We start from the raw sequence: 19731 nt of genomic DNA, 5'->3' as shown, positions 1-19731 counted from the left end.
GTCATTGATACAACCTTCGTTAAAGACATTCCGAATAAATTCACGAATGTCTATCAGCTGCCCATTACAGAAAAGGCAAAAGAAGTTTTAGGCAGAGCCTTGTTTGCCAATATCATTGCCATTGGGGCGATTGTAGCCCTGACAAAAGCGGTAAGCAAAGAATCGGCCGTGAAGGCCGTACTGGCCAGGGTACCAAAAGGAACAGAAGCCAAGAATGAACAGGCTTTTGAACTCGGGATGTCACTGATAAACGCGTAATCATTTTGCGGTTGCAGCGAAGACACTGCAACCGCAAAATTTCAAACTGAATATTTTCAATAATGAAACAAGGGGGGAATGTTCGAATGGAAAAGACGATTTCGGCAGTGTCTCAAGGGTCATTTAGTAAACGCTATGGACTTATTCTCGGGTTGATTATTATGTTTGCAATGATTGCACTTCCCACACCTGTGGGGTTGCCTATTGCTGGGCAACGGATGCTGGCAATTTTGGTATTTTCAGTTATTATTTGGATGACAGAAGCTGTATCTTATCCTGTTAGTGCTGCTATTATTATGACCCTTATGGCCTTTTTACTAGGAATTTCACCAGATGCAGCGAAACCGGAAACTGTGTTGGGTACTGCGAAAGCATTAACACTTGCTCTGGGTGGTTTTAGTAATACGGCACTTGCGCTTGTTGGCGGTGCACTGTTTTTAGCGGCAGCGATGACGCATACGGGGCTAGACAAAAGGATTGCTCTTGTTGTATTGTCTAAAGTAGGTGCTCGTACAAATCGCGTGCTTATTGGTGTTATTTTAGTTGGCTTTACTTTAAGCTTTTTTGTGCCGAGTACTACGGCTCGCGTATCTTGCCTCGTTCCGATTGTTATGGGGATCATTTCTGCTTTTGGTGTTGAGAAGAAAAGCCGTTTTGCGGCACTCATGATGATTGCTACGGCTCAAGCCGATAGTATTTGGAATGTGGGCATTAAAACTGCAGCGGCTCAAAACATGATCGCCCTCGGATTTATTGAGAAAATGCTTGGTAAAACCATTACTTGGATGGATTGGTTTATTGCAGCGGCGCCTTATGCTATCATTATGTCTGTTGCTTTATACTATGTTTTGCTTAAATTGATGCCACCGGAAGTCGATGAAATAGCGGGAGGGAAAGAAGCTGTTGCAAAGGCCATGCGCGATTTGGGGCCAATGCGGTCATCCGAGAAGAAGCTGTTGGGTATTTCTCTTGTATTACTCTTTTTCTGGGCTACAGAAAACATTGTTCATCCCTTTGATACCTCTTCGACAACGATTGCTGCTATTTCACTGCTCTTAATGCCTGGAATTGGTGTGATGACATGGAAAGAAGCGCAGGCAAAAATTCCTTGGGGAACACTCATTTTGTTTGGTGTGGGCATTAGCTTAGGGTCGGCGATTTTATCTACGAAAGCTGCGGCTTGGTTGGCTAAAATCATTGTAACAACCTTTGGGCTGCAAACCTTGCCTGCTCTTACGATACTTGCAGTGATGGCGGCTTTCTTAGTCATTATTCACCTCGGTTTTGCCAGTGCTACAGCTTTGGCGGCTGCCATGATTCCGATTATTATTAGTATCTTGCAGAGCGTACAGACACCCGGTATTAATGTCATTGGCATGACCATGGTACTTCAATATGTCGTTAGCTTCGGCATGATTCTGCCTGTCAATGCTCCGCAGAATATGATTGCCTATGGTACTGAAACCTTTGAGGCCAAGGACTTTATTAAAACAGGCATTCCCCTAACAATTATTGGTTATGTTGTCATTATGGTGCTAGGCGCTACTTACTGGAAATGGCTTGGTATTATGTGAAAATGAATGAACTTTAGAAGATAAACAGCAGCAGGATTTCAATTCCTGTTGCTGTTATTTTTTTCGTATGAACTTATTTTAGTCCCATAAGCTGTTTCAACAATTTTACTTTTGTACGACTTACAGGAATATTTTCTTGTTGATTGCCTTCCATACGTAACACAAAGGAGCCATGGAACCAAGGAATAATCTCGACAATATCATCGAGATTCACGATGTATTGTCGATGGACGCGTAAAAAGTTTTCATCAGATAGAATGGTTTCAATTTCTTTAAAGGAAAGGTTGCATGTGTATTGTTGGTGAATGGTTCGAATATACACATCGCGTTCGCTAACCGAAGCGAGTATGATGTCTTGTTTGTTTAAGGGTAGGATTTTTCCGTTATCTATGACACAAATCTTATTGCTCTGATGGGGTTGTTTGGGATGATCACGCGCTAATAAATTGCGGATTTTCTGTATAATGCTCGTCAGCTTTTCTTCAGTTACAGGTTTAGTGATATAGCCGATCGCGGGTGTATTAAATGCTTCTAAGGCATGTTCTTGGAAAGCCGTAATAAATACAATGAGCGGTGGTTTTGACAAGGCGCTGAGCTTTTTTGCCATGTCTAACCCCGATATTCCGGGCATTTTAATGTCAAGGAAGAGAACATCTGGTTTATTTTCTGTAATATAGGCTAAAGCATCAAAACAATGATTGAATTTTTTTTCCACTGTAATATTTGGATGTTTCTTGAGTAAATACTCGATTTCGTCACAAATAGGCTGCTCATCATCAACAATGACGGCTTTAAACTGCATATTGTGACCTCCCCTCAGTTGGAAGATGTAACGTAACATCCGTTCCTTGGCCTTCTTTACTATCAATTGTGATCGGATAGTTGCTGCCATAAATACTTGTCATTCGGCAGTTTACGTTCCGTATGCCAATGCCATCGGTTTCGGCATGGAGAACAGATTGCAACCGATCGCTAGGAATTCCAACACCATTATCAGAAACCTTGATGATTACCTCTTTTTGGCTAACCTTTACTGTGACCGTTAGTTTGCAATCACTGAGTTTAGGAAATAAGCCGTGATGCAGGGCATTTTCTACTAGGGGCTGAATGGAAAGCAAGGGGATGGAGTAATTAAGGGCAGCATTATCAATATCTAGTGTGACTGTTAACCGACTACCAAAGCGGCATTTGGCAATTTCCAGATAGGCTTCTACGGCTTGCAGCTCCTCGCGGATTGTAATGAAATCTTGGTGACTACTAAAACTTTGTTGCATAAGCGTAGCCAAATGACCTAATAAATTGCGCGCTGTAGCAGGATCAGTGCGACAAAGGGACATGATAATATTAATTGTATTAAATAGAAAGTGAGGATTAATTTGTGCTTGCAGGGCCTTTAACTCCGCTTTTTCGCGCATCACACGCTGTTCGTCAATTTCGGCTAGCTGAATTTGTACTGATAATAAATTCGCAATGCCATCTATAATACGCAAATCTAATTCACCAATTCCATGATCATCTCGTTTGGATAGTTTAATGGTTCCAATTGTCACTCCATGAGCTGTGAGTGGTGCAACAACACCAGAATGCAAAGGACAGTTGGGTACAGGACAACCTCTTTCTTCTAGAGAACTGCTAATAAGTACCTGGCCCTCACTGATGGTTCGTTTTGTTGAACTTGTCATAATAGGTTCGCCAACCTTATGATGATCGTCACCAAGGCCGATATAGGCGAGAACGACTTCGCGATTGGTTATGGAGACGGATGCGACTTTGGTGAGGTTGAAAATGATTTCAGCTGTTTTCTGCGCCGATTCTGTTGTTAAACCGTGGCGCAAGTAGGGCAGGGTACGACTGGCAATTTCGAGAGATAGTTCGGCTGCGTTAGCACCGTAATTGTCTTGTTCCAATTTGATGTTTTCCGTAATAAGCATAAAAACGATAGTTCCTATAACCGTGACAAGTGTTGTTGGAACCGCACTGATTTTTTCGAAGGCCCAGGCTGTTTCAGCGGGTTTGGCGAAGGTAATAATCATGAATTTTTGTGTGATTTCAGCTATCAGAGCCACAAGAGCGCCTGTTTTCCAATTGAGATGATTTAATCCGTATTTTTGGCGGATCATTCCTGCGAATAAACCACCTAGTACCGTGGCAACGGCACAGATACTTGCTGTGAAACCGCCAAGAAAAAAACGATGGGTGCCACTAATGATCCCGGTACATAATCCGACAATAGGCCCTCCTATGAAGCCGCTCATTAATGTACCGATCAGCCGCGTATTAGCTAAGGCTCCGTCAATAGGGATTCCTGTATAGGTCCCAATGATGGAGAGCAGAGAAAAAGCGGCACTTAAGGTAACCCAGGAACGGGGCTGAAAAGGATGTTGAGCACAATGAATAATAAATTGGCTGCGTCCAATCAAATAGGCTGTCATGGCGATAAAAGACATGTGACTAATTAAGTGCAGGAGTAGATCGAGATACATAGTAAGTCCTCACAATCATGCAGAAACTTTTATAATTCACTGAATTTTACAAGTAAAGCCTAATTATTATTATAACATATTCTATGGTCATTTTTTTTATCATCCGTAATAAATACACGGATACATTGACTTCGTAACGTTTGTTAAAGTGGACAATCTCATTTGGAATAAACAAAAAGATTGGCTGAGAAGGAAAAATTTTACTGACTATTATAGATTCAGTCTGTATTGACGCATGTTTGTTTGCCTGCTATAATGACATCAATTAGATAAGTATACGGTTAAGGTGCCACCCAGAGTGATGGGGGGATAATAGGAAAGTCAGAGCATCTTTGTTATGCATAAGCGCGGGCCCGCCACTGTACTGGGGAGAACTTACAAAGCCACTCAATTAGGGGAAGGGGTAAGTTGTTGATGAGCCAGGAGCCAGGAGACCTACCTTTTACCGCTAAAATATCCTTCATGGAAAAGAAGGCTTTTCGAGCTATTTGCTCAAAAGGCCTTCTTTTTTTAATCTATGCAGATGTCTTTTTATCATTACAGGAAGAATATTTTTGATCCAGAGGGTAGACTAAAGACTAAATTTATCCGTTCATTTTATATTGGAGGTTGTCATGAGTTTATTACAAGAAACATTGCTAAAAATTACGGCTTTAGATGCAGTTGTTATGGAACAGGTCAAGGTTCAATTGGAAATTTTTAACCAAACCGGCCGAAGCCTGGGGCGTTTGGAAAGTATGATAGAACAATATGCAGGGATTTTGGGAAAATTACATCTGGAGCTGCCTCGTAACTGTATGATTATTGCCTCTGCCGATCATGGTGTTGCTAAGCAGGGAATTAGTGCCTATCCAGTGGAGACAACACTTCACATGACGGCGAATTATTGTATTTCGAAAGGTGGTAGTGCCAATGCATTTGCTAATTTTTGTGGCGCTCATTTAGTTGTTGTTGATATGGGAGTAGCCGGAGATTTATCACATGTCCCCGGACTTTTGCATAAAAAAATTGCTTATGGTACGCATGATTTTACTCAAGGACCGGCCATGACATGTGAGCAGGCTTTGTTGGCTATTGAAACAGGCATTGCCATTGTAAATGACTATGTACAGCAGGGTTATACCTGTTTTAGCCTAGGTGAAATGGGTATTGGTAATACGACAGCAAGCGCAGCCATTGTAGCCGCTTTTACGGGATTGCCTGCCGATGTGGTGACTGGACGAGGTACAGGTATATCCGATGCTCGATTAGAAGTTAAAAGAAAAATTGTTCGCCAGGCACTTACAGTCAATCAGCCTGATGTCACAGATGGTATAGACGTGCTGGCCAAGGTGGGCGGTTTTGAGCTGGGGGCGCTAGCAGGCGTTATTCTAGGTTGTGCTGCCAATCGCTGTGCCGTCATTATTGATGGACTGAATACAACTGCGGCGGCGTTAATTGCCAGCACGCTGCACCCACTTGTGAAAGATTATTTATTTGCATCTCACTTGTCGACAGAACCAGCCCATCAGATTGCTTTGCAGTTTTTACATTTAGAAGCCTGCGTAGATATGGGCGTTCGTCTAGGCGAAGCCATTGGAGCATCTATTGTAGTCGATATGTTAACACTTGCTGTAAAATTACTCAATCATAGTAGAAAATTGGGTCAGGCAGGAGGAATGAATCATGCTTGACCAGGTTATTACTTCGATAAAACCCTTAGATGAAGAAGCCATGGAAAAATGTCAGTTGCGACTGGACAACTTGACCAAGCCGCTAGGCAGTCTTCATTCATTTGAACACCTTGCTAAGAAACTAGCAGGCATCACAGGTACCCCACGGCCACACGATTTAAAGAAGAGTATTATTATTATGGCAGGGGATCATGGCATAACCGAGGCCATTCCCCCCGATTTACGTGAATCAACAGTGCAAAGAATCAATGATTGTTGTACAGGCCGTGCAGCTATCAAGGTTTTTGCGGATCATGCAGCGGCTAAGTGGGGTGTTGTTGACGTCGGTGTAGCTGCTGATTTGCCAACTTCTCAGTTCGTTTATCATGAGAAAATTGCCTATGGAACGAAAAACATTCTCAAGCAAGCGGCAATGACTCGAATTCAAACGGTACAGGCCATCGAGGTTGGCATCAAAATAGCTCAGATAGAAAGGAGGCAGGGAACGCATATTTTTGGCTTAGGTGACATCGGCAGAGCAAATAATCTGTCAGGAATGGCTCTTGTTGCTTGTTATAGTGAAAAACCGCTGAGTGATCTTGTAAACTCCAACACAGCAATCAATTTATCTGGAAACAGACAAATTGAGCTGCTAAAAACAGCGCTGACAGTCAATTGTCCGGATAAGCAGGATGCTCTTGACGTGCTAAGCAAGGTCGGTGGTTTTGAAATTGCTGGTTTAGTTGGAGTCATACTTGGTGCAGCTGCTGGCGGTGCGGCAGTTGTGCTTGATGGACTCGTAACAAGTGCCGCAGCGCTTATTGCCGTACAATTGGCTCCGACTGTTCAAGAATATCTGATTGGATCACAGTTTGCTATGGAGCCTGCACATCAGGAAGCGCTGGAATGTTTACATATACCAGCTTATTTACAGCTGCAGATGAATTTAGGTGAAGGAACAGGGGCAGCTTTAGGCATGTCTCTCATAAATGCATCTTTACATGTTTTAAATGATATGAAAACTTTTGGCACTGCGCAGGTAGCTGTTGCTCAAGATGGCCCAGGCGCTTTAAAACAAGACAAGAATGTTAAAGATTAACATTCTTGTCTTGTTTCTATTTGTATGTGCTCCAGTAACTTTGCTTGGATCTTTTCTACAGCCGCTTGGCAAGATTCGTTGTTTGAAATTCGATAGTGACCATATTTTTCGTAAAGATGTTTTCGCTGTTCATATAAGGTGTAAATGCGCTGAACATTGCCGGCAAGTAAGGGGCGATGTTCAGCTGCACCAAGGGAATCGATAATCATCTCAATGGAACGTTCAATATAAAAAATAATGCCTTGTTGTTGCAGAAGTACCATATTTTGATGTCGTGTCACAACACCGCCGCCTGTTGCGATAACAATCGAGGACTTGTTGTAAATGTCGAAAATGGCCTGACTTTCGATTTGACGAAAATGATCTTCGCCATGTGAAAAAAGTTCAGCAACGCTTTGCTGTTCTTTTTTTTCGATATAACGGTCTACATCATAAAATTTCATTTTGAGTGCCGGAGCGAGCAGCGAGCCTATTGAAGATTTACCACAGCCAGGCATGCCGATTAATACAACGTTATTTGCATACAAATTCATTTTCATTATATCATCTCCCAAAGCGCGAGTGCCGTTACAGCTTCTACAACAGGGACCGCTCGTGGAACAATACATGGATCATGACGGCCAATGGTAGAAAGAAGAATGTTTTCACCCTGCGCGTTGACTGTGTGCTGTTTTTGGCTAATAGAAGGTGTGGGTTTTATAGCTACGCGGAAAATAAGAGGCATGCCATTTGTAATACCGCCTGTAATGCCACCATTGTGATTGGTAGTTGTCTGAATCCTGCCATCTTGGCACTGCATGGCGTCATTTGCTGTACTGCCGTACATTGCAGCAAATTCAAAGCCTGCCCCAAATTCTATGCCCTTTACAGCGGGAATGGAAAAAAGTAGATGAGATAAAGTGCTTTCTAATGAATCAAAAAAAGGATCTCCCCACCCAGCTGATAAATGAATGGCTGCTGTTTCAATGACGCCTCCCACGGAGTCATTGTCTGCTTTTGCTGCGAGAATAGTATTTTGCATCTCTTCTCCGATTATTGGATCTAGTACAGCAAATTTTTGTTGGTTCAGCCTTAAAAGTGACTTTTCATCTACAGTAACAGCATCAAAGCGGGGTTCGGAAATGCTGCCAATACGTTCGATATGTGAGCCAATGATAATCTTTTGTTGGAGTAGTAGCTGTTTGATAATGGCGCCGGCAAAAACGAGCGGCGCCGTGAGTCGTCCGGAAAAATGTCCTCCGCCACGTGGATCATTATAACCTTTGTATTTGACATGACCGGCATAGTCGGCATGGCTGGGACGGAATTTTTGGATAGCCGTTTCATAATCTGCCGAGTGCTGATTGTGATTTTCAATCATAGCGCATAAAGGCGTGCCTGCTGTTTTTCCCTGGAATAAACCGCTCAAGAGGATAAAATGATCCGTTTCACGGCGTGACGTGGCAAGAGGACTGTTTCCGGGGGCGCGTCTCGCTAGTTCTTTTGTTACGTCATCCCAGTTAATCATGAGTCCCGGCGGTAATCCATCGATAGTCATGCCGATGCCTTTGCCATGGCTTTCACCAAAAATAGTATAACGAACTTTTCTACCCCATGTAGCACTCATTTAATTTTCCCTCCTAGCTCCGCAAAGTCTTTCCAAAAATCAGGATAAGATTTATTAACACAGCTGCTGTTTTGAATGGTTACTGACTCATGGCAGCGAAGCGAAGCAATGGCAAGGGCCATGGCAATGCGGTGATCATTCCAGCTATCCACAATGCCCCCAGTCAATTCTTTGCGACCCTGGATAGTGAGAAAATCACTGCCTTCATGAATATCAGCGCCAAGTTTATTGAGTTCTTGTGTAATGGCATGCAGCCGATCTGATTCTTTTAACCGCAGTCGGCCTGCTTGAACAATATGAGTCGTTCCCTCGCTGACTGCGGCTAATACAGCTAAAATAGGCACTAAATCAGGACACTGAGCCGCATTGATTTCGATTCCTGACGTTTTACTAGGTGTGGCGGTTATTGAATTTGTACCAAAAGTAATATTTCCGCCTAGTTTGTTTAAAATATCAATAATGACTTTGTCACCTTGCACGGAATGCGGATTTAGATCTAAGCAACAGACAGAAGAACCTATAAGTCCGGCTGCCAGCCAGAAGGCAGCTTGCGAATAGTCTCCCTCAACATGGTAATTTTGGCTAGTATAGCGCTGATTGCCTGGAATGATAAACTCTTGGTAGTCATTATTTGTTACGTGAATACCAAACCGTTCTAGCATAGTTAACGTTAAATCAATGTAACCTTGCGATTCTAAGGGCGTTGTAAGATTAATTTTTGAATTGCTTTCAAGACGCGGCAGGGTGAATAATAGTCCAGTAATAAACTGAGAACTAATATCTCCGCGTAACCGAAAGTATCCGGGTTTTAGTTGTCCTGTAACAGATAAGGGAAGGTTGCCTTGTGTCGTTTGATAAGCAATCTGTTGCTCGTCAAATATTTTGTAATAAGTATCTAAGGGGCGTTCAATGAGTTTGCCTCGCCCAGTAAATGTGATGGAATGGTTTGTCAGAGCAAGAGGAATGAGAAAGCGTAACGTAGAACCTGATTCACAGCAATCAATAATGTCTTTTTGCGGTGTTAGGCTTCCGTTGGAACGGATGAGGACACTGTCCTTTTCTTGGGAGATTTCCGTACCCAGGGCTTTCATTGCATCGATTGTTGCAGTAATATCATCGGAAAATATAAGACCTTTAATACAGGATGTCCCATTTGCCAGGGCGGCACAAATTACTGCACGGTGCGAAAGACTTTTGGATGGGGGAATGTGAATATTTCCGCTTAACAAATTGGGGATGATTGTTATAGTAGCCATCATAGAACCCTCTTTCTATCGTTCGATTATGTTATTATTTTCTACCATGAATATTTTATAGATAAAAAAAGAGACTCACATGAGTCTCTTTTATATAGCGCTTTTCTATTCTGTTTTGTTTACGCGTATATTATATTGCTGAGGCCTCACTTAACGACAATCTATTCAATTTTTTCCAACCAAAATAGCCAGCGCTAAAAAAGTAGCCCCAGCTAAAAAAGTAATAATATTGTTTTGTAATTGTTTTGTTTAAGTGAGTAATCATCGGGGAATAGCCTCCTGCACAGAGAAAAAATCAATTTATTCACCTTATTATATGAAAAGAAGCAATCTCTGTCAAGCAGTAACGAAACATTTTTTTATATAAACAGGTGAAATATATTAAAAAGTGTTAACAATTGTTCTAGAAAAAATATTTAAAAGAACAATTGTTGTCTGGTAGTGGCGTGCATATTTTGCCTGGAGCCGTTGGTTGACATATCGATGAATTCTATAGTACATTTGATACAAATATGTAAGGAATCGGGGAACAAGCATGGATGTGGATATGATTGAACCAGTAGCACATGAATCAACTCGCGAGTACGTCTATCGGGTTTTAAAAGCCAATATTATGCAGTTAAAACTTTTACCAGGTAGTGCTCTATCTGAAAAAGATATTGCTGTTTTATTAAATGTCAGTAGAACGCCGGTGAGAGAAGCTTTTATTCGATTGTCTCAGGAATATTTATTAGATGTCGTTCCCCAGAAAGGAACCTATGTATCGCTCATTGATTTGGAACATGTTAAGGAATCAAAATTTTTGCGTGAAACTGTTGAAAAAGAAGTGATTAAACTAGCTTGTAAAGAATTCCCCAGCGATCAATTAGTGAAGTTACAAGCGTGTCTTGCATTGCAAAAAGAATGTATTGAAGATCAAAATCCTTTGAAATTTTTTGAACTCGATGATGCATTGCATAGTACCATTTTTGAAGGTTGTAAAAAAACACGCGTTTGGTCTGTCATTCAGCAATTACATACCCATTATAATCGTGTACGAATGTTGAATGTGGCTAACGGACATGATATGCCGCGAATTTGGCAGCAACACAGCGAACTGATTCGTGCTATTCAAGAACAGGATGTTCAGCTTGGAAGTGAGATGATTTATCTTCACATTAATAAAGTGACTTTTGATTTAAATGAACTTTTAAAGGATTATCCCGATTATTTTAAACAGAAGAAATTGGTGGAAAAAATATAAGGAAAAATGAGTCGCAATTGAAGCTAGCTAGTCCCGATGGTCTACGTAGATCATCGGGACTATCTATAATATCTCGTTCGATAATTCAGATTTGATGAAATTAATTGAAAACAGTATTGATTACTACCATACTAGTATGGTAGTATGTAAAAAGAAAGATGATTTAACCCTTAATATTATCATATAAGTACGTTATTTTTAGCTCAATGCTTCAAGAAGGGGATGGTAATTTTGAATTGCTTAAATTCAATAAAATTGGACTAAAATGATTCTATGAATTGGAGGAGAGAAAAATTATGTTTAAAGGTTATCGATGGACTATTGTTCTTTTCCTTTTTTTAGCGAATGCTATTAATTATGTTGATAGGTCTGCGATGTCTGTAGCATTGCCAATTTTATCGAAAAAATTTGAGCTTAGTCATTTTGAGTCTGGGTTGATTTTGAGCAGTTTTTTTGTTGGATATGCGTTGTTTAATTTCGTTGGCGGATATATGTCTGACAAGATTGGACCTAAGAAAGTTATGGGAGCGGCTATGGGGGTATGGTCCATTTTTTGTGGCCTTACAGCTGGTACTTTCAATTTTATCTCGTTATTTCTTTGTAGGGTAATATTTGGTCTTGGTGAAGGGCCTATCACTGCGACAACTAACAAGACCATGAACAATTGGATTCCATTAAAAGAAAGAGCAACGGCTGTTGGTATCTGTAATGGAGGAGCTCCTGTCGGCGCTGCTATATCCGCACCATTAGTGGCATTTATATCATTATGGTGGGGCTGGGAAGCTTCGTTCATCATTTTAGCAGTAGTTGGGATAATATGGACCCTTATTTGGTGGAAAACGGTTACGGATAAGCCTAGCGAACATCCATCTGTAACTCCGGAAGAATTGGCATTGATCAATGAAGGTAAAGAAGAATTGATTACTGTAAATTCAACGATCCATGAAAAGGTTTCTTTACTGTCCGTTATTAAGCAGGGTAAAATATTAGCCTTATTAGTAGGTCTTTATGGCTATAATTACACTTTGTTTTTCTTTTTGACGTGGTTTCCTAGTTATCTAGTTGATGTTCGACAGTTGAGCATCAAGGAAATGGGAATTGCTGCAATGATTCCTTGGATTGCAGGTGCTGTAGGACAGATTGCCGGCAGTTTTCTTATCGATTATATTTACAAAAAAACAGGTAAATTATTATTTTCCCGGAAAGTTGTGTTAGTAGTCTGTTTAAGCTTTGCTGCAATTTGTGTTGCTTTGACTGGCTTGGCTAATACCTTAATGAGTGCGGTTGTTCTTATGACCCTGGGAATTTGTTTCCTATATTTGCAAGCAACAACTTATTGGGCTATCATTCAAGATATTGTTCCACCGGAAAGAGTGGGTGGCACTAGTGGATTTATTCATGGGGTAGCAAATATTTCTGGTATTATGGGCCCAGCAATTACAGGATGGATCGTACAGACAACCGGGCAATATACGCCGGCATTTTTATTGGCTGGCGGGTTAGCCATTATCGGTGCATTGGCAGTAGCGATCTTTGTAAAACAAGATAAAGTAATAAAAAAAGATAGTGAAATCTTGGCATAAAAAAATTTAGGAAGGATGTGTGATGCTCATGAAACAGTTTATGGATGATGACTTTCTATTAGAAAATGATTCGGCAGTAAGGCTTTATCATGAATACGCAAAGACGATGCCAATTATTGACTATCATTGTCATTTAGATGCGAAAGAGATATTTGAGAACAAACAGTTTAAAAACATTACTGAAGCATGGCTTTATGGTGATCATTATAAATGGCTGGCCATGCGTAGTAATGGTATAGATGAACGGCTTATTACGGGAGATGCCAATGATTATGACAAGTTTTTAGCATGGGCTCAAACGCTAGAAAAGTGTATTGGAAATCCGCTTTATCATTGGACACATTTGGAATTGCAACGCTTTTTTGGAATATATGGACCCTTGACTGTACAAAATGCGCCTGCTGTTTGGGAGAAAATAAATTCATTATTAGGACTTAAAGAATATAGTGCGCGAGCCATGATCTCAAAATCCAATGTCAAGGTCATTTGCACAACAGATGATCCGGTAGATTCGCTTGAGTATCATCGTAGAATTCGCGAGGATGCAACGATTGCAGTTCAAGTATTGCCTACGTTTCGTCCCGATAAAGGCCAGGAACTGGGTTCATCAGATTTTATTCCATGGGTGGAACAACTTGGTAAAGTAACGGGCTGTCACATTACTACGTATGGCGAGTTTTTAGCGGCTTTAGAGAGGCGCATGCAGTTTTTCCACGATATGGGCTGTCGGAGTGCAGATCATGGTTTACAACGAGTTCCTTATTTAGAAAGTTCACAAGATATAATTGCTGAGATTTTTCAACGCGCTTTACAAGGTGCAAACATTTCTGAGCATGATGTTGAATGCTATCAAACAGCTTTTCTTCAATTTTGTGGCAGAAAGTATGCCCAATTAGGTTGGATCATGCAACTTCATATTGGGCCTATGCGCAATAATAATAGTCGAATGTTTCGATGCGTGGGGCCGAATAGCGGTTTTGATGCTATGAATGATTGTTCTATGGCCTATTCGCTGGCTAAGTTGCTGGATTCTCTTGAGCGTGACAAATGTTTGCCCAAAATCATTTTATATGCGATTAATCCAAAAGATTATTATGTTTTAGGTACGGTAATGGGGAATTTTCAAACAGGAAACGTTCCAGGAAAAATTCAGTTTGGAACAGCTTGGTGGTTTAATGATAATAAAAAGGGCATGATTGAACAAATGTCTGTTTTGAGTAGTGTAGGGTTAATCAGCCATTTTATTGGCATGGTGACGGATTCTCGAAGCTTTTTATCTTATACACGTCATGAGTATTTCAGAAGGATTCTTTGCAATTTGTTTGGTGAGTGGGTAGAAAACGGCGAAGTGCCGGCTGATTGGGACATTATTGGTGGAATTATACAAGATATTTGTTTTAATAATGTTAAAAAATATTTTGGATTTCAAATAACAAAAATGAAGCAAGAGAATTTATTGGGAGGTAAATGATATGGAAATGACATTTCGGTGGTATGGTAAAGAAAATGATAAGATTACATTACAGGATATTCGACAAATTCCGGGCATGCGTGGTGTAGTGGGGGCTTTATTTGATATTCCTGTTGGGGAAGCTTGGCCGCTGGATAAAATTATGGCATTAAAGCAAGAAATAGAGAGTGTGGGCTTGTCTTTTGAAACAGTAGAGAGCGTGAATGTTCATGAAGACATTAAACTGGGAGTTCCAGCACGTGATGAATATATTGAGAATTACAATACTTCATTAAGAAATTTGGGAAAAGCGGGCGTTAAAGTAGTCTGCTACAATTTTATGCCTGTTTTTGACTGGACTCGGACAGACTTAGCGAAAGTGTTACCTGATGGTTCCACAGCGTTAGCATTTGATGCGCGAATTATTCGTGATAAAGACCCGCAAAAGTTAGTAGAAGAAATGAAAGCCAACTCAAATGGATTCGAACTTCCGGGCTGGGAGCAAGGGCGGTTAACGGAACTTCAGAATTTGTTCGATGCATACAAAAATGTGGACGAAGAACAGCTATTTAAAAACTTAGAATACTTTTTAAAAGCCATAGTACCTGTAGCGGAAGAATGTGGTATCAAGATGGCTATTCATCCCGATGATCCCCCGTTCTCCGTATTCGGACTTCCTCGTATTGTAACAAGTAAGAAAAATCTAGAAAGAATTATCAATTTAGTGGATAGTCCTAGTAATGGTCTAACTCTTTGCAGTGGTTCCTTGGGATCAAACTTGGAAAACAATATACCGGAAATTATTCGTTACTTTGGTAAGATGGGCCGCATTCATTTTGGACATGTACGAAATGTACAAGTGCATGAACCAGGCATCTTTAATGAGACGGCTCATAAGTCTGATGAGGGTTCTTTCGATATGTATGAAATTATGAAGGCTTTTTATGATATTGGATTTACCGGCCCCATTCGCCCGGATCATGGCAGAATGATTTGGGGAGAAGAAGGAAGACCTGGCTACGGACTTTATGACAGAGCTTTAGGAGCTAATTATTTATGTGGTCTTTGGGATGCCATTGAGCGAGGCGCGAAGTCGTAATTAAAAATATAGAATGAACAGTGGGGGGATTCAATATGAAAGCGGTAGAGATTGTTAAACCTGGTACAATACGTATTGTAGAACGGAATATCCCGAAAATAAAGGAAAATGAAGTATTGGTTAGAGTGAAAGCTGCAGGAATATGTGGGTCAGATGTTCATATTTATCATGGCAAAAATGCTTTCGCTACCTATCCTAGAGTTGTTGGACATGAATTTGTTGGTGAATTGGTAGAAATCGGCGCACAAGTGAATGATTTACAAGTTGGCGATCGAGTAGCCATTGATCCTGTAGTTTCTTGTGGACAGTGTTATCCTTGCCGTGTTGGACGTCATAATGTTTGTAAAAGTCTTAATGTATTGGGTGTACATCGGGATGGTGGTTATCAAGAATATATTGCTGTAGCGGGTACTCAAGCTCATAAGTTGCCTAATACTATTCCATGGAAAATTGCTGCTCTTGTCGAACCTTATACGATTGCTGCTCAAGTCATGGAGCGTGGTCGGTTAGTTGTGGATGATACTGTTCTGATTTGTGGTGCAGGGCCGATTGGGCTGATTATTTTACAAGCGGTCAAAATGATAGGGGCCCGTGTTGCTATCATGGATATTGTTGAAACTAGGCTAAAGTGGGCAAAGGAAATGGGTGCTGATCTTGTGATTAATGCTAAGACCAGTGACTTGGCAAAAGAAATGATGGCCTTTACTAATAATGAAGGTGCAAGTCTCATTTATGAAGCCACGGGAAATATCGAAATACTTGAAACGTGTATTCATAATATTGCTTCAGCTGCTGGCAGAGTGGTTGTATTAGGTTTTAGTACTGAGGTTGTTAAAATACCACAGGTGGATATTATGAGTCGTGAACTTGAAATTATAGGAACCCGATTAAATAATAATAAGTTTCCCCAGGTTATTGAATGGTTTACTAAGAGGCTTGTACAACCCGCGAAAATTCTTACTCATACTTTTTCTTTTGAAGAAACGCAAAAAGCTTTTGAATTGGCAGGTACAAATCCGCAAGATGTGTGTAAGATTGTTCTTGAATTTTAACAAGGTTTAGGACAGATTAATAGTAGATTTTTAATTTTAAACTTCGTGGAAATTATTGTAAAGTATATGGGGGAAGAAAAAGCAAGATAAATTTTCCTCCATAATATTTTTATATAAGATAACATAATATTTCGAATGATTATTACAATACAATATTTTAAGGAGGGTTACAAATGCTTCATAAGCGTCGATGGCAAATTATTTTGTTGATTTTCATGGCTAGTTTTATAAATTATATGGATAGAACTGCCTTTTCTGTAGCGGCTCCATTTATTACTCAAGAATATGGACTTACTCCTGCTCAATTAGGTATATTATTTAGCGGTTTTTTTATGGGATATGCAGTTTTTAATTTTGTAGGTGGCTATTTTTCAGATATTTACGGACCCAGAAAAGTATTTTCTGTTTCGATGAGTGTTTGGTCTGTTTTTTGTGGGCTCATTGCAGCTGCGTATAGTTTTGTATCTCTTTTTATTGTACGTGTTTGTTTCGGTATTGGAGAAGGGCCAATTTCAGCTACTACTAGCAAAGTTGTAAGTAGTTGGTTTCCGGCAAAAGAACGTTCCAGTGCCATGGGCATTGCTAGTTCTGGAACTCCATTAGGTGCTGCTGTTGCTGGACCGATTGTAGGAATTATTGCTTTATATTTTAGTTGGAAAGCTTCATTTATAATTATGGCTATTATTGGTTTAATATGGGCAATGTTTTGGTGGCGTATTGCCAGGGATTTGCCATCTGAAGATCCGAGAATTTCACAGGATGAATTAAATGAAATTAATCAAGGTAAAATGATGGCAAATTCCATTAGTAGTGATAGCAAATTACCATTGAGTTATTTTTTGAAACAACGGACAATATTATTAACGGCACTTGCATTTTTCGCCTACAATTATAATCTTTTCTTTTTCTTAACGTGGTTTCCAAGTTATTTGACCATGGCCAAGGGACTTAGTATTGCAACGATGAGTATTGTAACTGTACTTCCTTGGTTTACTGGTTTCATTGGATTGGCATCTGGTGGTTTTATTTCTGATTTTGTATTTCGTAAGACTGGAAAATTAATGTTTTCGCGTAAAATTGTATTGGTAGTTGGCCTAGGCGTTACCTCAATTTGTATTTGTTTGACTGGTTTTGTAGAATCTGTTGTATGGGCTGTTATTTTAATGGCGATTGCTATTTTTACTCTTTATTTAACTGGATCAACATACTGGGCACTGATTCAGGATACGGTTAGTGAAGAAAATGTTGGTGGTGTTAGCGGGTTTGTTCACTTTCTTGCAAATCTATCCGGTGTAATTGGTCCTGCTGTCACAGGTTTTATTGTACAATCAACGGGTGTTTTTACTAGTGCGTTTGTTTTAGCAGGTTCATTGGCATTGATAGGTTCTTTAGCGGTGGCATTCTTTGTTCGTCCTATTAAAGTATAATTTTTGGAGTGGTCATATTAAATACTGTACAAATATTCTTTGAAAAGTGTAAATTTATTATATTTTAATAGAAAAAATTTAAATCCGTTTTAGCTGTAGGGTCATTAAGTTTATTCCGTTTAATTAGTCAAGAAGGGGGAATTTATAATGTTAACATTAAGTCAGTCTAGTATCAAGAACAGCCAATTATGGAATCAAGCAGGGATTGAAACGCTGAATTTTGATTATGATCAGATGGTAGCTTCCACAAGAGAAAATCCGACGTGGGTACATTTTGGGGCAGGAAACATTTTTCGCGGTTTTATCGCGACATTGCAGCAGACTCTTTTAAATCAAGGTAAAGCAAGTACAGGTATTATTGCTGTCGAGACCTATGATCAGGAAATTATTGAAAAAATTTATGATCCTTATGGTAATTTGAGCTTGCTGGCCATTATGAACCAAGATGGCAGCTTGGAAAAAAAGCTGATTGGAAGCATTGGCGAAAGTTTAGTGGGCGATCCGGCGCGGGAAACAAACTGGCAACGACTCAAAGCGATATTTTGTAAGCCTTCCTTGCAAATGGCTAGTTTTACGATTACTGAAAAAGGCTACGGCCTAAAAAATATGTCGGGACATTATTTGCCTGCGGTGGAACAGGACATGAAAACTGGGCCCAAACAGCCTCAAAGTGTGATGGCGATTATTACAGCTTTAGTTTATAAACGTTTTAAGCAGGGTGAGCTCCCTATTGCTCTTGTCAGCATGGATAATTGTTCTCATAATGGCGAAAAATTGTATCAAGCTGTTCGGACAATTGCGCAAGAATGGCTTGAGAATGATTTTGTTGAAAAGGCCTTCCTTGAGTATATCAATAATCCAGACAGGGTTTCTTTTCCTTGGAGTATGATTGATAAAATTACACCGCGCCCTGCCGAAAGTGTCAAACAGGCTCTAAATGATAGCGGTTTTAGTAGCACAGAGTTGATTTGTACGACGAAGAATACTTATATTGCACCTTTTGTGAATGCTGAAAAGCCGCAGTATTTAGTTATTGAAGATCAATTTCCTAATGGACGCATGCCGTTAGAAGCAGCAGGTGTCATGTTTACGGATCGTCAGACAGTGAACAGAGTGGAAAAAATGAAGGTTTGTACTTGTCTGAATCCTCTTCACACGGCCCTGGCCATTTTTGGCTGCTTGCTGGGATATACGCTCATTGCTGATGAAATGAATGATCAAGATTTAAAAAAATTAGTCCAAAGGATTGGTTATGACGAAGGAATGCCTGTTGTCGTTGATCCGAAAATTTTAGATCCAAAGGATTTCATTAAAGAAGTCATTGAAGTAAGATTGCCTAATCCCTATATACCCGATACACCGCAAAGAATTGCGACAGATACATCGCAGAAAGTTGGTATCCGTTTTGGTGAAACTATCAAAGCTTACTCCGAGCGATCTGATTTGGATAGTAAGACATTAGTCTATATTCCATTGACTATTGCCGGATGGTGCAGATATGTAATGGGCTTAGATGATGAAGGTAAAGCGATGAAGTTAAGTTCTGATCCTTTATTGGAAACTTTGCAAGGGGCTATTTCTCAAGTCAGATTAGGCGAACCACAATCAGCTCGGAAAAGTTTACAATCAATTTTGTCGAATGAAGAATTGTTTGGAATAAATCTTTATCAGATTGGTTTGGGAGAAAAAATTGAAGGCTATTTTCAAGAAATGATTGCTGGAAAAGGTGCTGTGCGGAATACCTTGCACAAATATTTGGGCTAATAGTTAGAAAGTGCTTTTGAGTTATTTAGGAAGAGCATGATAGATGAATCAGGTGTTTACGGGCTGCGATGGATACTTCCATCGCGGCTTTTTTAGTTAGTTGGATAACACAAGAATGAATAATCGGATTTATTTATTCAAAATAATGGTAAAGATGATAGGCTAGTATGGTAAAATAAGGAATA

At 40.0% G+C, this 19731-nt stretch carries 17 protein-coding genes and 1 riboswitch; of the genes, 12 read left to right on the top strand and 5 right to left on the bottom strand.

The window, feature by feature from the left end; all coding sequences use genetic code 11:
• The coding region (locus Ga0466249_RS09640) for a 2-oxoacid:acceptor oxidoreductase family protein (protein WP_215829227.1) at positions 1 to 258 on the top strand (258 nt) is incomplete at its 5' end.
• A gap of 86 nt (positions 259 to 344) precedes the next feature.
• Positions 345 to 1832, top strand: coding sequence for a DASS family sodium-coupled anion symporter (locus Ga0466249_RS09635; RefSeq protein ID WP_215829226.1), 1488 nt, complete (start codon positions 345 to 347; stop codon positions 1830 to 1832).
• Between the two features lie 73 nt (positions 1833 to 1905).
• On the opposite strand, the gene Ga0466249_RS09630 is transcribed toward Ga0466249_RS09635, so the two are convergent.
• Together Ga0466249_RS09630 and Ga0466249_RS09625 are read right to left on the bottom strand one after the other, a co-directional pair.
• The gene (locus Ga0466249_RS09630; protein ID WP_215829225.1) at positions 1906 to 2634 is read right to left on the bottom strand and encodes a LytR/AlgR family response regulator transcription factor; all 729 of its coding nucleotides are present in this window, start codon (positions 2632 to 2634) and stop codon (positions 1906 to 1908) included.
• Positions 2624 to 4315 (bottom strand): LytS/YhcK type 5TM receptor domain-containing protein, encoded by a 1692-nt coding sequence (locus Ga0466249_RS09625; protein WP_215829224.1) that lies wholly within the window; start codon positions 4313 to 4315, stop codon positions 2624 to 2626. Before Ga0466249_RS09625 ends, Ga0466249_RS09630 begins: the two co-directional genes overlap by 11 nt.
• A gap of 267 nt (positions 4316 to 4582) precedes the next feature.
• Positions 4583 to 4772: riboswitch (cobalamin riboswitch) on the top strand.
• Here Ga0466249_RS09625 and Ga0466249_RS09620 point away from each other — a divergent pair.
• From Ga0466249_RS09620 to Ga0466249_RS09610, 3 genes are all read left to right on the top strand, one after another.
• Positions 4730 to 4873 (top strand): hypothetical protein, encoded by a 144-nt coding sequence (locus tag Ga0466249_RS09620; protein WP_215829223.1) that lies wholly within the window; start codon positions 4730 to 4732, stop codon positions 4871 to 4873. It overlaps the preceding riboswitch by 43 nt.
• Before the next feature lie 56 nt (positions 4874 to 4929).
• Positions 4930 to 5988, top strand: a complete 1059-nt coding sequence (gene cobT / locus Ga0466249_RS09615) for a nicotinate-nucleotide--dimethylbenzimidazole phosphoribosyltransferase (RefSeq protein ID WP_215829222.1) — start codon at positions 4930 to 4932, stop codon at positions 5986 to 5988.
• Complete coding sequence (locus Ga0466249_RS09610) at positions 5981 to 7066, top strand: nicotinate-nucleotide--dimethylbenzimidazole phosphoribosyltransferase (protein WP_215829221.1); 1086 nt, start codon at positions 5981 to 5983, stop codon at positions 7064 to 7066. Before cobT ends, Ga0466249_RS09610 begins: the two co-directional genes overlap by 8 nt.
• Here the strand turns inward: Ga0466249_RS09610 and Ga0466249_RS09605 are convergent.
• From Ga0466249_RS09605 to aroA, 3 genes are read right to left on the bottom strand one after another with little or no spacing between them, the layout of a single operon-like run.
• On the bottom strand, positions 7063 to 7605 hold the full coding sequence (locus Ga0466249_RS09605; RefSeq protein ID WP_215829220.1) for a shikimate kinase: 543 nt from the start codon (positions 7603 to 7605) through the stop codon (positions 7063 to 7065). The two genes, Ga0466249_RS09610 and Ga0466249_RS09605, sit on opposite strands and share 4 nt — an antisense overlap.
• A complete protein-coding gene (gene aroC, locus Ga0466249_RS09600) occupies positions 7605 to 8672 on the bottom strand; it encodes a chorismate synthase (protein ID WP_215829219.1) in 1068 nt (355 codons plus the stop codon). The genes Ga0466249_RS09605 and aroC overlap by 1 nt, the downstream gene beginning before the upstream one ends.
• Positions 8669 to 9931 (bottom strand): 3-phosphoshikimate 1-carboxyvinyltransferase, encoded by a 1263-nt coding sequence (gene aroA, locus Ga0466249_RS09595; protein WP_215829218.1) that lies wholly within the window; start codon positions 9929 to 9931, stop codon positions 8669 to 8671. Before aroA ends, aroC begins: the two co-directional genes overlap by 4 nt.
• 532 nt (positions 9932 to 10463) lie before the next feature.
• Between aroA and Ga0466249_RS09590 the strand changes: the two genes are divergently transcribed.
• The 7 genes from Ga0466249_RS09590 to Ga0466249_RS09560 all read left to right on the top strand — a co-directional run bounded on the left by Ga0466249_RS09590 (position 10464) and on the right by Ga0466249_RS09560 (position 19546).
• Positions 10464 to 11171: a GntR family transcriptional regulator gene (locus Ga0466249_RS09590; protein WP_215829217.1), complete on the top strand. Its 708-nt coding sequence runs from the start codon at positions 10464 to 10466 to the stop codon at positions 11169 to 11171.
• Between the two features lie 296 nt (positions 11172 to 11467).
• Complete coding sequence (locus tag Ga0466249_RS09585) at positions 11468 to 12754, top strand: MFS transporter (RefSeq protein WP_215829216.1); 1287 nt, start codon at positions 11468 to 11470, stop codon at positions 12752 to 12754.
• A gap of 28 nt (positions 12755 to 12782) precedes the next feature.
• Positions 12783 to 14225, top strand: a complete 1443-nt coding sequence (gene uxaC / locus Ga0466249_RS09580) for a glucuronate isomerase (RefSeq protein WP_215829215.1) — start codon at positions 12783 to 12785, stop codon at positions 14223 to 14225.
• Between the two features lies 1 nt (position 14226).
• Complete coding sequence (uxuA, locus tag Ga0466249_RS09575) at positions 14227 to 15303, top strand: mannonate dehydratase (protein ID WP_215829214.1); 1077 nt, start codon at positions 14227 to 14229, stop codon at positions 15301 to 15303.
• Positions 15304 to 15338: 35 nt separating this feature from the next.
• Entirely contained in the window at positions 15339 to 16355 is a 1017-nt protein-coding gene (locus Ga0466249_RS09570; protein WP_215829213.1) for a Zn-dependent oxidoreductase, read from the top strand.
• A 173-nt stretch (positions 16356 to 16528) separates the two neighbouring features.
• Positions 16529 to 17782: an MFS transporter gene (locus tag Ga0466249_RS09565; RefSeq protein ID WP_215829212.1), complete on the top strand. Its 1254-nt coding sequence runs from the start codon at positions 16529 to 16531 to the stop codon at positions 17780 to 17782.
• A 147-nt stretch (positions 17783 to 17929) separates the two neighbouring features.
• A complete protein-coding gene (locus Ga0466249_RS09560) occupies positions 17930 to 19546 on the top strand; it encodes a mannitol dehydrogenase family protein (RefSeq protein WP_215829211.1) in 1617 nt (538 codons plus the stop codon).
• Positions 19547 to 19731: the final 185 nt, after the last annotated feature.

The organism is Pelorhabdus rhamnosifermentans, assembly GCF_018835585.1.
Lineage (GTDB): Bacteria > Bacillota > Negativicutes > UMGS1260 > UMGS1260 > Pelorhabdus > Pelorhabdus rhamnosifermentans.
Note: the sequence above shows the minus strand (reverse complement) of the source record. Positions and strands in the feature narration are given on the sequence as shown.